General features: G+C 52.7%; 15 protein-coding genes. 11 read left to right on the plus strand and 4 right to left on the minus strand.

What is annotated here, in order from left to right:
- Positions 1-144: 144 nt before the first annotated feature.
- The 11 genes from ACO0K3_RS10850 to ACO0K3_RS10900 all read left to right on the plus strand — a co-directional run bounded on the left by ACO0K3_RS10850 (position 145) and on the right by ACO0K3_RS10900 (position 10,491).
- Positions 145-489 (plus strand): DUF1840 domain-containing protein, encoded by a 345-nt coding sequence (locus ACO0K3_RS10850; protein ID WP_422959039.1) that lies wholly within the window; start codon positions 145-147, stop codon positions 487-489.
- Positions 490-493: 4 nt separating this feature from the next.
- Positions 494-1,378, plus strand: a complete 885-nt coding sequence (locus tag ACO0K3_RS10855; RefSeq protein ID WP_422984470.1) for a lysophospholipase — start codon at positions 494-496, stop codon at positions 1,376-1,378.
- Between the two features lie 81 nt (positions 1,379-1,459).
- Positions 1,460-2,098 (plus strand): LysE family translocator, encoded by a 639-nt coding sequence (locus ACO0K3_RS10860; protein WP_422984837.1) that lies wholly within the window; start codon positions 1,460-1,462, stop codon positions 2,096-2,098.
- A gap of 1 nt (position 2,099) precedes the next feature.
- Positions 2,100-3,608, plus strand: a complete 1,509-nt coding sequence (rsmB, locus tag ACO0K3_RS10865; protein ID WP_422984472.1) for a 16S rRNA (cytosine(967)-C(5))-methyltransferase RsmB — start codon at positions 2,100-2,102, stop codon at positions 3,606-3,608.
- A 103-nt stretch (positions 3,609-3,711) separates the two neighbouring features.
- Positions 3,712-4,299: a DUF4390 domain-containing protein gene (locus ACO0K3_RS10870; RefSeq protein WP_422984474.1), complete on the plus strand. Its 588-nt coding sequence runs from the start codon at positions 3,712-3,714 to the stop codon at positions 4,297-4,299.
- Entirely contained in the window at positions 4,296-6,638 is a 2,343-nt protein-coding gene (locus ACO0K3_RS10875) for a sensor histidine kinase (protein ID WP_422984476.1), read from the plus strand. Before ACO0K3_RS10870 ends, ACO0K3_RS10875 begins: the two co-directional genes overlap by 4 nt.
- A gap of 84 nt (positions 6,639-6,722) precedes the next feature.
- Positions 6,723-7,451, plus strand: a complete 729-nt coding sequence (locus ACO0K3_RS10880; RefSeq protein ID WP_422955021.1) for a response regulator — start codon at positions 6,723-6,725, stop codon at positions 7,449-7,451.
- A gap of 15 nt (positions 7,452-7,466) precedes the next feature.
- Complete coding sequence (locus tag ACO0K3_RS10885) at positions 7,467-7,931, plus strand: GTPase (protein WP_422984478.1); 465 nt, start codon at positions 7,467-7,469, stop codon at positions 7,929-7,931.
- 202 nt (positions 7,932-8,133) lie between these two features.
- Positions 8,134-8,391, plus strand: coding sequence for a BTH_I0359 family protein (locus ACO0K3_RS10890; RefSeq protein WP_422955023.1), 258 nt, complete (start codon positions 8,134-8,136; stop codon positions 8,389-8,391).
- 135 nt (positions 8,392-8,526) lie between these two features.
- The gene (gene xdhC, locus ACO0K3_RS10895; RefSeq protein WP_422984480.1) at positions 8,527-9,444 is read left to right on the plus strand and encodes a xanthine dehydrogenase accessory protein XdhC; all 918 of its coding nucleotides are present in this window, start codon (positions 8,527-8,529) and stop codon (positions 9,442-9,444) included.
- A gap of 18 nt (positions 9,445-9,462) precedes the next feature.
- A complete protein-coding gene (locus ACO0K3_RS10900; protein WP_422984482.1) occupies positions 9,463-10,491 on the plus strand; it encodes an adenosine deaminase in 1,029 nt (342 codons plus the stop codon).
- On the opposite strand, the gene ACO0K3_RS10905 is transcribed toward ACO0K3_RS10900, so the two are convergent.
- The 4 genes from ACO0K3_RS10905 to ACO0K3_RS10920 all read right to left on the minus strand — a co-directional run bounded on the left by ACO0K3_RS10905 (position 10,390) and on the right by ACO0K3_RS10920 (position 14,178).
- A complete protein-coding gene (locus tag ACO0K3_RS10905; protein WP_422984839.1) occupies positions 10,390-10,632 on the minus strand; it encodes a sigma factor-like helix-turn-helix DNA-binding protein in 243 nt (80 codons plus the stop codon). The two genes, ACO0K3_RS10900 and ACO0K3_RS10905, sit on opposite strands and share 102 nt — an antisense overlap.
- A gap of 161 nt (positions 10,633-10,793) precedes the next feature.
- On the minus strand, positions 10,794-11,699 hold the full coding sequence (locus ACO0K3_RS10910; RefSeq protein WP_422984484.1) for a DMT family transporter: 906 nt from the start codon (positions 11,697-11,699) through the stop codon (positions 10,794-10,796).
- Between the two features lie 66 nt (positions 11,700-11,765).
- Positions 11,766-12,452 carry a response regulator gene (locus tag ACO0K3_RS10915; protein ID WP_422984486.1) on the minus strand — a complete coding sequence of 229 codons (687 nt, stop codon included), beginning with the start codon at positions 12,450-12,452 and terminating at the stop codon, positions 11,766-11,768.
- A 16-nt stretch (positions 12,453-12,468) separates the two neighbouring features.
- Complete coding sequence (locus tag ACO0K3_RS10920) at positions 12,469-14,178, minus strand: ATP-binding protein (protein ID WP_422984488.1); 1,710 nt, start codon at positions 14,176-14,178, stop codon at positions 12,469-12,471.
- Between the last annotated feature and the right edge of the window lie 214 nt (positions 14,179-14,392).

Genomic DNA, 14,392 nt, shown 5'->3' on the forward strand with positions numbered 1-14,392 from the left:
TGCTAAACTTCCTAGTTCGGTTTTTAGGATTATTATTGAAACTAAGGCTGTGGAACTGAGATCCGCTTATCTGTACGGCTTAAGCATTGAATGATCAAATCCCGTTTTAGTGACCCATTGAAACAACCCAAAGAGGAGTAGTTCATGTTAATCACTTTCAAATCTAAAGCATCAACCGAAGTCACCATGTATAAGGAACATGCACGCCGTGTTCTGGAAATACTCAACAAGAATGTCGATCAGGGCATCATCACACCTGCTGAAACAGCCAACGCAATTGCACTGATTGAAGCGGCCGTTGCCGAGAGCAAGGCGCATCCGGTCTCTGAGGAAGTAAAGCGCGATATCGACGCTCATCACAATGACGACCGTGATGATAACGATCATGAAAAAGTAGAAACTGTGAGCTTCTCGACCCGCGTTTATCCTTTGCTGGAAATGCTGCATGCCGCACACAAAATGCAACGTGAAGTGATGTGGGGCGTCTGAATTCATGACCTCGCATATCGATAAAACAGTCGAGTTCGACCTGATCGCCACGGACGATACGCCTTTATTCGTTCGCGACTGGCCGCTGCCCTTGCAAAACGATAGTACGCCTGTGCATGACGGTATCGTGATCATGCACGGTCTGGGCGAACACTGCGGACGATATGCGCACGTTGCACGATTCTTTAATGCACTCGGTTTTACCGTGCGCACCTATGACCATCGCGGCCATGGCAAATCCGGCGGCGCTCGCGGCGATTGTCCTGATGAGGAAACTTTGTTGCGTGATGCACGCCTGGTTATCAACGACTTCAGCAAGCACCTGAGTGCCCCGCCGCTACTATTTGGTCACAGCATGGGCGGTTTGTTTGCCGCACGTTTTGCGACTGAAGGTCTGGCGCCGATCCGTGCACTGCTCCTGTCATCGCCTGCGCTGGCAGTCCCGATGTCAGGTTTTCAGCATGTCCTGCTAAAAGTCGCGAGCGTCCTGATCCCCGGCGTCGGCATCCCGAATGGCTTAAAAACCAAATACCTCTCACATGATGCCGAAGTCATCAAAGCCTATGAAGACGATCCGCTGGTCCATGCCAAAATCAGCGCCCGCCTGCTTAATAGCATGCTGTCTGCCATGGAGTATGCGCATGATCACGCGACGCACTTAAAAATCCCGGTTCTGATGCAGGTGGCCGCCGACGATCATCTGGTGGATCCGGAAGGCAGTCAGCGCTTTTTTGCACGACTGCCACAGGACACTGCTCAGGCTTTTTTCTACGAAGGTTTTTATCATGAAATCTTTAATGAACTGGAAGCGACCAGAGTCTTTGATGACTTACGTACCTGGCTTGAGCAACAGCATTTCACCCCGACACAGCAAGACCTGACGAGCTGACAACCTGATCTTGCCGGGCTTGATGTCTGCGCTGGCTGGCGACGCTCACTCGAATTTTTTACCTTTTTCCGGAGTCTCATGATGTCTAGTTTCGGCATTGTCAATTTTGGTTTATTTTGTCTGGCAGTCATGCTGCTGAATGCAACACCCGGCCCCGACACCGCATACATCATTGGCCGCAGCGTCGCACAAGGCCGTGCTGCCGGTCTGGTGTCCGCGCTGGGCATCTCGGTCGGCTGTTTATTCCATTCGATTGCGTCGGCATTTGGTCTGACTGCCTTGCTCGCTACGTCAGCGACCGCTTTTGGCATCATCAAACTCGCAGGCGGCGCTTATCTGGTCTATCTCGGTATTCGGATGATGCTGGCTAAACCCGCTCACCCGACCGATGCGCCGGTGCCACAAGATATTCGCCCTTTGCAAAAAATCTTCTGGCAGGCGGTGGTGACGAACATCCTGAATCCCAAAGTCGTCCTGTTTTTTCTATCGTTCTTCCCGCAATTTGTCCAGGTCGATTCGGATCACAAAACTACGGCATTTTTGATCCTGGGCACAACCTTTGTCTTGATGAGCACTGCCTGGAATAGTGGAACAGCCTTTTTGGCTGGTACACTAGCGCGCCGCGCGGGTCGCAATCCGCAGATCAAGGTCTGGCTGGAGCGCACCGTAGGCGCTGCCTTTGTGGCATTAGGACTCAAACTGGCTTTAACTAAGAATTAATATGCTTCCTCCCCCAAGAAAAACGATTACCCGCCCTGCTGGCAAAACGGTAAAGACAACGACAACAAGGACAGCTAGCGGCAAAACCGCAGCTGCAAAAGCCGTTGTCAACCGCCCGCCCCCGATTCAGGAGACCTTACAGAGGGTGGTGGCATCAGAGCCGGGCGTGACTTATCTTGAGATCAAATCAGACTCTCTGGCATTTAGTCTGGTCGGTGCAGCGCAGGCAGTCGCCTACGTGCTGGAGGGAACCGCTTTGCCGCAAGCACTGGCAAAAGTTTTTGCCCAGACCAAAGCCATACCTCAAATACGCGGTGCGATTCAGGATATTTCGTATCGCACCATGCGTCAGGTCGGTCGGGTAGACGCTTTGCTAACCGCCATGACCACCAAAGCGCCTGAACCTGCACTGCTATATGGCTTGCTATGCTGCGCGCTGACCTTGCTGGTCAAGAGCGATGCTAGCGACGATGTGGAATTATCGGAATTACCTTACGAAGCGTTCGTCGTCGTCGATCAGGCGGTCAATGCCGCTGCATCAAATCCACATATGGCGCATGCCAAAGGCATGGTTAATGCGATTTTGCGGCGCTTTTTACGTGAGCAAGATAGCCTGCTACCGAGCGTCATGAAGCAGCCAGCCGCACTCTGGAATTATCCGCAATGGTGGGTCGATCAGTGCAAAGCAGCGTATCCGGCACAATGGCAAGACATCCTGCGAACGGGCAACCAGGCGCCACCACTGACCTTGCGCGTCAATCAGCGCTTGAGTACAACCGACGCCTATCTGGCGACGCTACAAAGCCAGCAAATCGATGCCACGCAAGTAGGCGCTCACGCTGTACGTCTGACCAAGCCTGTACCGGTTACACAGATTCCCGGTTTTGAACAAGGCGTAGTGTCAGTTCAGGACGCTGCAGCGCAACTGGCTGCCGGTTTATTAGATTTGCAAGATGGCATGCGGGTACTCGATGCATGCGCCGCGCCGGGAGGCAAGACCTGCCATATTCTTGAGACCGCGAATGTGCATGTGCTGGCGCTGGATTCTGATCCGCAACGGCTGACGCGTATCCGTGAAAACTTATTCCGGCTGAAACTGTCTGCCGATATTAAAACCGGTGACGCTAGCCGCAGTGGCTGGTGGGATGGCCAGGCGTTTGACCGGATTCTGGCCGACGTACCTTGTACTGCATCCGGTATCGTACGTCGTCACCCGGATATTCGCTGGCTGCGCCGCAAGGCCGATGCGGTTCAGCTCTCGGTATTGTCGGCACGGATTCTCGATAATCTCTGGACGATGCTCAAACCCGGGGGCAAGCTGCTGTTAGTCACCTGCTCCATCTGGCCCATGGAATCAGAATTGCAAGCTGCTGCGTTTGCGCAACGTCATAACGCGATCCGTCTGGATGCACCGGGTCAATTGTTACCGACAGCATTGCCAGCAGCGTCGGATGGCAACAACGATCATGACGGTTTGTTCTATGCTTTATTCCAAAAACCGGCGGTCTGATTCAAGTTCATGCGATTTCAAGGGACTTTCAAGCTATGATGCAGCAAATAGCATCTTTCGCCCCTAGACAACCATGATCCTCGCTCCGCCTTTTCATACTCTTATGATCAGACGCTTTTGCTATCCGCTACGTCATGCGTTGCTGATGGTCTGGTTCATCTTGCTGAGTTTGCTTATTCTTCCGGTTGCGAATGCCGCCGAGGCCGAAGTGACGTCCGCCAGACTCGAAAGCAGCGAAGAAGGCTACCGGATCGCCACCAGCTTTGCTTTTGAACTGGGGCATGGGCTAGAAGATGCTATTACGCGCGGTATTCCTATGGTCTTCACGACCGAGGTCGAACTCAGCCGGCCACGCTGGTACTGGTTTGACGAAAAAACCATACGCTCATCACAAACTGTCAAAATCGCCTACAACCTCTGGACTCGCCAATATACGGCGGCGATCAACGGTAGTCTGCAACAAAATTTTAATTCTCTCGATGAGGCGCTGGCTCTGGTCTTACGCCCGCGGCGCTGGCTAGTTGCCGAGCGCGGGGTCCTGACCAACGGTGCGGTATATAACGTGGCGGTGCGTCTACGGCTCGACCTGAATCAGCTCCCCAAGCCTTTTTTAATTAACGCTCTGAATAACAGTGACTGGCGCCTGTCGTCTGACTGGAAAAGATTTACCTTCAAGGCAGAGGATAAGTGACTCGTTTTCTCCGGTACGCCCTGATTATTGGCGGTGCTCTGATGAGCATCTTGCTATTCTTCCTAACCACTGCATCAGAAAATTCTGCCAGCTTTGAGCATTTTTACGGCTGGCTGCTGGGTGCCAATGCCGTCGTCGCAGGTGCGCTGCTGTTATTGGTATTGACGCTGTTATGGCGCTTGTTCAGCCGCTACCGTACCAGGGAGTTCGGCTCGCGCCTGATGACCCGGCTGGTTCTGTTATTTGCCATGGTCGGCATCTTGCCTGGCGCCGTCATCTACGTAGTCTCGGTGCAGTTCGTGTCACGCTCGATTGAATCCTGGTTCGATGTCAAAGTCGAATCCGCACTGGAATCCGGCCTGACTCTGGGTCACAGCGCGCTCGAATTTTCGCTGTCAGACCTGCAATCCAAAGCGCAGAATATGGCGAGCCAGCTAGCTGAGCCCTCAGAAACCTCACTATCAATCAAACTCGGACGCCTGCGCGAACAGATGGAGGTGCAAGAAGCAACCATCGTCAACGGCAAAGGACGCCTGGTTGCAACCGCGACTGGCAATATGGGTAGCCTGGTGCCAGAACTTCCCACACCAGCCATGATACGGCAGGCGCGCGTGTCGCGAGCTTATGCAGCAACCGAAGGAAATACCGAACCTAGCCTGCAAACCGATGATGCCGCCGCCAAAGCAGGTGCCAGCCGGCCCGTGCTGGCTGCGGAGCCGCGTAATATCCTGCGCTCACGAGTAGTGGTTGCGCTGCAAACCTCCGGCGGTGGCCTATCGTTACAGAATGAGCCTGTTTATCTGCAATTGATCCATCCTGTGCCAGCCTCACTGGCGACCCACGCCGAAGCCTTGCGCAGCGCCTGGGGTGAGTATCAGGTGCGATCATTAGGTCGCGGCAGCTTGAAGACCATGTATATCTTCACGCTGACACTGACTTTATTGCTGGCAATTTTCGCCGCGATCACCAGTGCGTTCCTGATCTCGGGTGAACTCGCCCGCCCCTTACTGCTGCTGGCAGAGGGTACCAAAGCCGTTGCCGAGGGCAATCTCTCACCGCGCCCTATCATTACCACTTCGGATGAATTGGGTAGCCTGACGCAATCCTTCAACACGATGACGCGCCAGTTGTTCGATGCCCGCGCTGCTGTCGAAAAAAATCGCAATGAACTTGAAAACGCCAAAGCGTATCTGGAATCAGTTCTTGCGAACATGTCAGCAGGCGTGATGGTACTGGATCAACATTCGCATCTGGTGACCTGCAATGAATCTGTCGAGCGTATCCTGCAACGCAGTCTGGAACAAGAAATAGGCAAACCTATCGCAGAGATCGAAGGCATGAGCGCTTTCGCGGCCGCAGTTGATAAAGCCTTTTCGGAACAACATGCACAATCTGCAGCAGGCGGCGAGGACCAAAACGCGCAGCACTGGCAACAGCAAATCGAAATTCCGCGTCTGCAAACCAATATGACCGAGAACACCGCGCCCAACAATACCGAAGAGCAGGGCATCACACTGCTGGCACGCGGCTCACATTTGCCGGTCGCCTCAGGTAATGGCTACGTTGTAGTCTTCGATGACATCAGCAGCATCATTTCCGCGCAGCGTTCGATTGCGTGGGGAGAAGTCGCACGTCGCCTCGCTCACGAAATTAAAAATCCGCTGACGCCGATCCAGTTGTCTGCCGAACGTCTGCAAATGAAGTTGCGCGACAAACTCGGTGAAACCGATGTCGCTATCCTGAATAAAAGCACCAGCACTATCGTCAATCAGGTCACCTCCATGAAGCGCATGGTGGACGATTTCCGCGACTATGCCAAAACCCCGCCAGCGGTATTGACGCCGCTGAATCTGTCCGGTCTGATCGATGAAGTCTTGCATCTGTATATCGCCGGTGACGGTCGTGATGCGATCAAACTCAGACTCGCAAGCGACCTACCCGCCGTTATGGGTGATGCAACACAGTTACGTCAGGTCATTCATAATTTACTGCAAAATGCGCAAGATGCCGTCGCTGATAATGCCAAACCTGATGTGCCGCCGCAAATCGATGTCGTCACAGAAGTTGTCCGTTATACCAGTGCCGACAAGGGCGAGCGGGCGGCGGTCCGGCTGTCGATTGTCGATAACGGACCAGGATTTTCCAGCAAAATTCTGGCGCGGGCGTTTGAGCCCTATGCAACGTCCAAACCGCGCGGCACAGGTTTAGGACTGGCAATGGTCAAAAAAATCATTGATGAACACGGCGGTAGAATTGATATTCAAAATCGTAGCGATACAAACGGTGCAAAAATATCGATTTTGCTGTTAAAGTTAGCACCGGATTCAAATGTCACTTAATTTGAGTCTAACTATTGCCATGTTTGATGGAACCCGGCAGAGGAACACAACATGGTAATGGCAAGAATTTAATAGGGTAGATTTATGGCAAACATATTGGTCGTTGATGACGAAATGGGTATCCGGGAATTGCTCTCGGAGATTTTGGGCGATGAGGGACACGTCGTACAACTGGCAGAAAATGCACAACAGGCGCGCGAAGCCAGAGCGGCAGCGCGCCCGGATCTGGTCTTGCTCGATATCTGGATGCCGGACACGGATGGCGTGACCTTGCTTAAAGAATGGCAGCGTGATGGCATGCTGACCATGCCGGTCATCATGATGTCAGGTCATGCCACGATCGATACGGCAGTTGAAGCAACCCGCATCGGTGCGCTGAACTTCCTGGAAAAACCGATCGCCCTGCAAAAACTGCTGAAAGCGGTTCAGCAAGGTCTGACCAGAACGCCCGAAGTCACGCGTCCCGCTCCGCCGGCACTGCGTGTGATTACTGGTGAGTCCCTCGGAAACGCACAGGGCAATATCAGCAGCAACTTCCCTTCCAGCGTCAGCAATTTTGAATCGCGTAATTTCGTCGCGCCACAAAACCCTGCACCGGTAGTCAATAATCAATTCGCGAATCTGTCATTTGATCTGCCCTTGAGAGAAGCACGCGATGCGTTTGAGCGTATTTACTTTGAATACCATCTAAACCGTGAAGGTGGCAGCATGACACGCGTGGCAGAAAAAACTGGCCTGGAACGCACTCACCTGTATCGCAAGCTCAAACAGCTCGGTGTCGAGTCCGTGAAATACGCCAAGCGCGGCGAATAAATCCTGCCTCTACCCTTGCCGTCACCTACTTCAGTCAACTCAGTAACATCAGTTACCTCGGTTACCTCAGTTACTCTAGTCAGTGGCGGCAATTATCAGCAAAGAGAAGCCTTAATTGTGGATCTGATCGCGGATCTGACCGTACCTTCGGTCAAGAACCTCATCGAAACTTCAGTAACAGGCACAGAACTCCACACCCCTGGACATCGCATTGCCATCATCCTTGAAGGCTTACCAAGCGGTGACTCCGTACTCAGCAATTCCCCCACGCTACTGCTTCAGCGTATTGCACCAGGCTGCATGTGCTGCATCGGCAATCTCGCCATGCGTGTCACCTTGAATCGCCTGCTGCGCCAGCGACCAGCCCAGCTATTCATTGGCATTGCCAGTACTGAGCATATCGACAAGATCCGTACATTTTTATCACAGGCGCCGTATCTCGATTTGCTTCGCCTCAATCCGGATCAGCAGATTCTGTAAAATACGATTAAAGCTCTGGCCACATGACGCCGTAACCAACGATAAGAGAGCCTTACTACACCTGTCTGACTGTACGATAACAGGACGATGATCGTCGTCAGCGCCGATACACTACACAATACGCGGACTTGAAATACCGCCAGTCCAGCACCATGTCCTTAACAAGAGAAATCAACGATTTCGTTTTTTGAAAGGATGCACAATGAACCTCATCTATAACAGCGAACAATATAGCGTCGTGGAATATGGCGCGGATACCGACCATGAGGCTCTGCGCTTTGGTGGCTATGAGATCACCGATAAATCCGTGCATAAAGAATTATTCATCGGCGGTCCGCAAGTTATTAATTTCCGCAAAGACGTGCACGAGCTGATCGCCACAGAACCCAGTATCGAAGAAATTGATGAATTTCTTGCCCAGTTCGACGATTACATGGGGCAGCGCGTCTGGTCACACTAAGCACGATTGGCTGAGACGGCATCGTATTCTCAGGTTCGCTAACATCAGCTCAGGCAATACGCGACATCACTTCCTATTAATGACGATCTGAGTGAACGGTGTTATCTTGATAAAACACCATTCGGCTCTATCGTCATGCCCACTATTTCTCCTCAAGACTGGCTTACCGGACTACAAGCTTTGCCTGCCTCACGGCAAGCGGTGCTGGTCACGATTATCAGGTCGCACGGCTCTACACCGCGAGGCGAGGGCACCCGCATGCTGGTCAATGCAACTAGCCAATACGGCACTATCGGCGGCGGTCATCTTGAATGGAAAGCCCTGGCCATTGCACGCTTATGGATGAAAGAAGCGCCGGGACAAACGACGTCGCCACGTTATGAGCGACTGGCACTCGGCCCTAGTCTGGGTCAGTGCTGCGGTGGCGCGCTGGAATTACAATTTGACCGGCTAGATCAATGGAGTGATGCCGAATTTGACCGCCATCTTCAAGACTACCGGCAGCAGCAAGCGGCGGTACCGCAACTCTATCTGTTCGGTGCCGGTCATGTCGGTGCCGCACTGGTCAAGGTTTTATCCGCTACGCCATGTCAGATTCACTGGATCGATGAACGCGATCATTTATTTCCTACGGATACCTCGGTCAATGTGATCTGCGAAGCAACTGACACACCCGAAGCGGTGATCGCCCAAGCGCCTCCCGGAAGTTATTTTTTGGTCATGACACACCATCATGGTCTGGATCTGCGCCTCAGTGAACAAATCTTGCGCCGTCAGGACATCGCCTGGTTCGGCCTGATCGGCTCGAAAACCAAACGTGCGAGTTTTGAGCATCGGCTGCGTGAGCGGGGATTCAGCGCCACGACCTTAGAAAATATGGTGTGCCCTGTCGGCATACCCGGCATCACCGGCAAAGAACCCGGCGTGATTGCCGTCGCAGTGGCGGCGCAATTATTGCAACGATGGTCCGATGTTGCCGCCGACAATACCCGTACCAGGGTAATGAATTGCAGACTCAGCGGCAACAATAGCATTCCAACCTACACAATATGATCAGCGAAGAGCGACACAATGACTAGCAACTTACATGATTTCATTCGCGGCTTGCCAAAAGCCGAACTCCATCTGCACATTGAAGGCTCACTCGAACCCGAATTAATGTTCGCACTGGCGCAACGTAATGCGGTCCAATTAGCGTATTCCTCGGTGGAAGAAGTACGCGCTGCTTATAACTTCAGCGATCTGCAATCGTTTTTAGATTTGTATTATGCCGGGGCGGCTGTATTACAAACCGAGCAGGATTTTTACGACCTGACCATGGCGTATATTGAGCGTGCCCGGGCAGACAATGTGCGTCATGTTGAATTATTCTTCGACCCGCAAACCCATACGGCGCGTGGTATCAGCACAGCAATCGTATTTGCAGGAATCGCCCGTGCTTTGCGCGAAGCGAAAGCCGCCCATGATTTTTCTGGCAGCATGATCCTGTGCTTCCTGCGTCATTTGAGTGAGGAAGACGCTTTCGAGACACTGGCTGCTGCATTGCCTTTACGCAGTCAGTACGCGGATCTGTGGAATGGCATAGGACTCGATTCCGCCGAAGTCGGCAATCCGCCTGAGAAGTTCGCCGCCGTCTTTGCCCAATGTCGCGAACTCGGCTTCCGGCTAGTTGCACATGCCGGTGAAGAAGGTCCGCCGGCGTATATTCACAGTGCGCTGGATGTACTGCAAGTCGAGCGCATCGATCATGGCGTCCGCGCTGAAGAAGATGCGGCACTGATGCACAAACTTGTGCAAACCCAGATGCCGCTGACGGTTTGCCCGCTATCGAATCTGAAGCTGTGCGTCGTCAGCGATTTACAGCAACACAATCTGGCGCGCATGCTGCGTGCGGGTTTATGCGTGACGATTAATTCTGATGATCCGGCATATTTCGGCGGCTATATGACGACAAATTTCATCGCGACCGCCGATGCACTGGCCTTGACGCGTGAAGAATTAATCCAACTTGCCAAGAACAGTTTTTGCGCCTCGTTTGCCGCGCCGGAGCAGAAACAGCAATGGCTCAATGAACTGGATCGCTACGTCCAGAATCATTAAGCGATGCAGATGGCTTTTTGTCACAGCGGTGCTGAGCTTCAAATCGCTGGCGATTTCCCTGATTCTCAGCGCTTCAACATCACGCCACAGAATGATCTCGTGATAAACCTGTGGCAAAAACCTGAGAGACAGCAACGGCATGAATCGATTCGCAGCGATCTGATTATTTTTTAAAAACCCAGAAAATAGATGCTGCAACACCTATACTCCCCATTATTTCATCACCAATATGCCTTTATCCGCATGCTGTATAAGGTAATTGAAAATATACTTAGGTGAGTATATTCATTTCCAGACACGCACTAATCCGGTCTGGACGACACGACAATGCCTGCGGCGATCAGCACAAACGCCAGCGCGTGAAACCATTGCGGCCAGACACCCAGCATCAGCGCCGATAAGATCGCGGCAAATACCGGTGTCAGATTGCCAAAAAAAGCAGCCAGCGTCGGGCCGACTTCGGCCACACCCAGACCCCAGCAACGGTAGGCAATCACTGACGGACCTATCGCGACATACAACAAGGCCAGGATCAACCAGGGCGTCCAGTGCACAGGCGCGGCCGTCATGTGCTCCAGACCTGCTGCACTGCCCGCAAAGATCAGACCGCAACTCGTCTGCACCAGTAAAAATTCAGCCCAGCCCCAAACGGGACGCATCGCACCTTGCATCGACCGCGGCGGACGCGCCAGTAACCAGCTATAGCCAGCCCAGGCCATCACCGCGAGCAGCATATACAAATCACCCGGCACAAACTGAACCTGCGCCAATGCAGACAACTGGCCACGCGAGAGCACCAGTGCCACGCCGAGTAAAGAAAATACCGCACCCAGAATTTGATTACGGCGCGGCTTTTCGCGATACACGGTCGCGCCTAACAGCAACATCCACACCGGCAAGCTCGCCGCAATCAGCGTCACATTTAACGGAGTCGAAGTGCGTAATGCCAGATACTGCAGCGCGTTATAGCACCCCACACCCAGGCCGCCAAGCAGCAACAGATAACGCCAGCGCACCAGCAGGTCGCGCGGATGCCGCAAGGCCCGCCAACCCAGCGGCAGCAACACCAGCAGCGCTAGACTCCAGCGACAGGCGTTGAGTAATAGTGGTGGCATGCTGCCCACCGCCAGCCGTCCTACCACAGCATTACCCGCCCAGAGCAGCGGCGGCAAAGTTAAGAGCAAAGCGGTACGGGATGTGATTTTCATGAACAGGCATCATAGGCGGAGAACCGCCAATATGCCATAGAACCTCAGGACATGAGGCTGACGGTGTCAGGTCGCCATCTCAAAACGATAACCGACACCATACACCGATTGCAGGCAGTCGAGTTCAGGCAGGCGCTCAGTGATTTTTTTGCGGATATTTTTAATATGGGAATCAACCGTTCGATCACTGCTGTCACGCAATTCGTCGCTAGAAATCGTCAGCAACTGCTGGCGCGAATAGACTCGCCCAGGATGTCGTATCAACTCCGCCAGAATACGAAACTCGGCAGGCGTCAGAGTTAAGGCGAGGCCGCGAACCAGAATCAGCATCTTGTCGGCATCGACAACAAATACAGAACGACTCTCCGGCAGCGCAACGGCATGCATACCGCTACGTCTAAGCTGCGCGTTCACTCTCGCAACGACCTCACGCGGACTGAATGGCTTGCAGACATAGTCGTCAGCACCAGCGTCGAGACCAATCAGCTTATCAATTTCTTCCACTCTCGCGGTTAACATGATGATGGGAATGCTACTGAACTGACGTACCGCCTGACAGACCTGTACACCATCGAGTCCCGGTAACATCAGGTCGAGAAGTAGCAAAGAAAAACCACCCTGTCGCATCGCCGATACAGCATCCAAGCCATTCGCCACATGTTCTGTCAGATACGCACTGGCATGCAAATAATCCTGCAACACGCTGGCAATTTTATAATCGTCCTCGACAATCAGGATTTTGCTTGCTGGCATACGATGGTAGGAATAGTTAGTTTCTGGTTGCTAATGCAATCACTATTTTGACACCACCTAGCGGTGATGGCATCGCCTTTATTTCACCACGGTGTGCCTGAATCATCGCACGACAAATCGATAATCCCAATCCACTGCCGCTGCCGTCTCGCGTCCTCGCCAGATCATCTCGATATAAGCGGTCAAATAATTTCTCATGACTGCCCAGAGCTACGCCAGGTGCGCTATCTTCAATACCGATCAGCGCGAGGCCTTTGTTTGTTATTAACGCCAAAGAGACCTGACCACCGGCGTCGGTATATCGCAGACTGTTTTCCAGAAGATTGACGATAACCTGTGTAATTCGGCTAGCGTCTGCATCAATCATCACGGCCTCAGCCGGTAAACGCAACTCGAACTGCAATTGCGCCTTGTGCATACGCAAGCGGAAGCGCTCACTTACCTCGGCTATCAATGCCGTCAAATTCAATGGCGAAAAATGAAAAACCAGATTGCCCGCATCTGCCAGAGTGAGCTGGCGCAGATCATCGACCAGTTTATTTAATTGCAGCACCTCAGCATGCAGCGAGACCATCGCCGCACGGTCAAGTACCCGGATACCATCGAGCAGCGCCTCTATTTCGCCCCGCATGACGGTCAACGGGGTACGCAATTCGTGTGAAACATCTGCCAGCATCTTTCCTCGATGTTGCTCGTTAAGCTCAAGCGCCTGCGCCATAGAATTGACATGCTGAGCAAGATCGCCGAGTTCATCCTGGTTACCCACATCAGCTCGTGCCTGTAATTTGCCTGATGCAATCTCCCGGGTGACCCGGCGTAATTCTGCAATCGGCCGCACTAAATGGGCACCGAGCCAGATACTGAATAGCATCGCAACCAGAATCAGACACACCGCAATCCAGAATATATTTTTTAACTGCGTATCCACAAAACCGGCGTTAGTCTTATCCAACACAAACTGCGGTATCGGAGCAATCACCGTACCGACTTGCTGACCATCTACGACAACCCGACTTTGTATTTGATTCGCCCCCATCCGTAAGGCGCCGAAGACTGGCGTGCCGTCCGCAGCAATCAGCGAGACCCGAGGTGCCACACTAAAAAAATCATTGACCGGTGGTGGCGGTAGCTGAGGGCTTGGTAGTGTTCGTGGTGGCTGGCTCAGATTCTGATTACCTGCTTGGACTGGCAATTCTGCAGATACAGAATCAGCGGCAGGAACCGGGCGGTTTAATGGTGGACGATGCTGCGGCGGAAATGGCCGATCCGAATTGTTGTAGGCTAGCCTGTGCTCTGGCCCAGGCATCGCTCTTGGAGAACCGTCCGCGGCTGGACTCACGTTACCAAGGCCAGTAGCTTCCGGATCTCGTGCTTCTCGGGTTGCCTGATTGGCAGAATCACGACGTGGCGGATGATTTTGCTGACGATACGGTTCATGCTCTGCCCCTATCTCCAAGCGTCGTCCGTGCTCCCGTCCTAGCCCGCGATCAATGACCCGCCGTACGCCGACCGGATTATGTTTAAGTCCCTCAAAACTCGCATTCTCCCGGTAATAATTTGCCATCGCCGTGCTCACGATTTGCAACTCTTGCTCTTGCTTTTGCTGCAAATACGTATTGAATCCCTTTTGCAAGTTGTTACTCGTTAAGCCAGCCATGACCACCACACTGATCACCAGTATCAGAATGACAGAGGAGGAAATTTTCTTTGCTATGGTGAGTCGCATAAAACCGGTTCGTAAGCGGATGGGAGCGTTGAATGAAGAGAATATTCTCACGATATTCAATTGCCAAGAGTACTCCTCAATTGTGGATAAATCATGAAGTAATCCAATACAAAGTAAATTCATCGATGCGGTTGATCAGGTCTTAGCAACAACATTCTGAGCTTATTAAAAATAGGGGATGCCGATTCTTTCTCTCCATGATTTCTACACATTT

This window comes from Undibacterium sp. Rencai35W, assembly GCF_049340185.1.
Classification (GTDB): Bacteria; Pseudomonadota; Gammaproteobacteria; order Burkholderiales; family Burkholderiaceae_D; genus Undibacterium.

Bases quoted from the DNA above. Each gene is read 5' to 3' on its own strand.
- ACO0K3_RS10890 (WP_422955023.1), top strand. From the start codon at position 8,134: ATGAACCTCATCTATAACAGCGAACAATATAGCGTCGTGGAATATGGC.
- ACO0K3_RS10920 (WP_422984488.1), bottom strand. From the start codon at position 14,178: ATGCGACTCACCATAGCAAAGAAAATTTCCTCCTCTGTCATTCTGATA.
- ACO0K3_RS10860 (WP_422984837.1), top strand. From the start codon at position 1,460: ATGTCTAGTTTCGGCATTGTCAATTTTGGTTTATTTTGTCTGGCAGTC.
- rsmB (WP_422984472.1), top strand. From the start codon at position 2,100: ATGCTTCCTCCCCCAAGAAAAACGATTACCCGCCCTGCTGGCAAAACG.
- ACO0K3_RS10900 (WP_422984482.1), top strand. From the start codon at position 9,463: ATGACTAGCAACTTACATGATTTCATTCGCGGCTTGCCAAAAGCCGAA.
- xdhC (WP_422984480.1), top strand. From the start codon at position 8,527: ATGCCCACTATTTCTCCTCAAGACTGGCTTACCGGACTACAAGCTTTG.
- ACO0K3_RS10870 (WP_422984474.1), top strand. From the start codon at position 3,712: ATGATCAGACGCTTTTGCTATCCGCTACGTCATGCGTTGCTGATGGTC.
- ACO0K3_RS10915 (WP_422984486.1), bottom strand. From the start codon at position 12,452: ATGCCAGCAAGCAAAATCCTGATTGTCGAGGACGATTATAAAATTGCC.
- ACO0K3_RS10880 (WP_422955021.1), top strand. From the start codon at position 6,723: ATGGCAAACATATTGGTCGTTGATGACGAAATGGGTATCCGGGAATTG.
- ACO0K3_RS10855 (WP_422984470.1), top strand. From the start codon at position 494: ATGACCTCGCATATCGATAAAACAGTCGAGTTCGACCTGATCGCCACG.
- ACO0K3_RS10850 (WP_422959039.1), top strand. From the start codon at position 145: ATGTTAATCACTTTCAAATCTAAAGCATCAACCGAAGTCACCATGTAT.
- ACO0K3_RS10905 (WP_422984839.1), bottom strand. From the start codon at position 10,632: ATGCCGTTGCTGTCTCTCAGGTTTTTGCCACAGGTTTATCACGAGATC.
- ACO0K3_RS10910 (WP_422984484.1), bottom strand. From the start codon at position 11,699: ATGAAAATCACATCCCGTACCGCTTTGCTCTTAACTTTGCCGCCGCTG.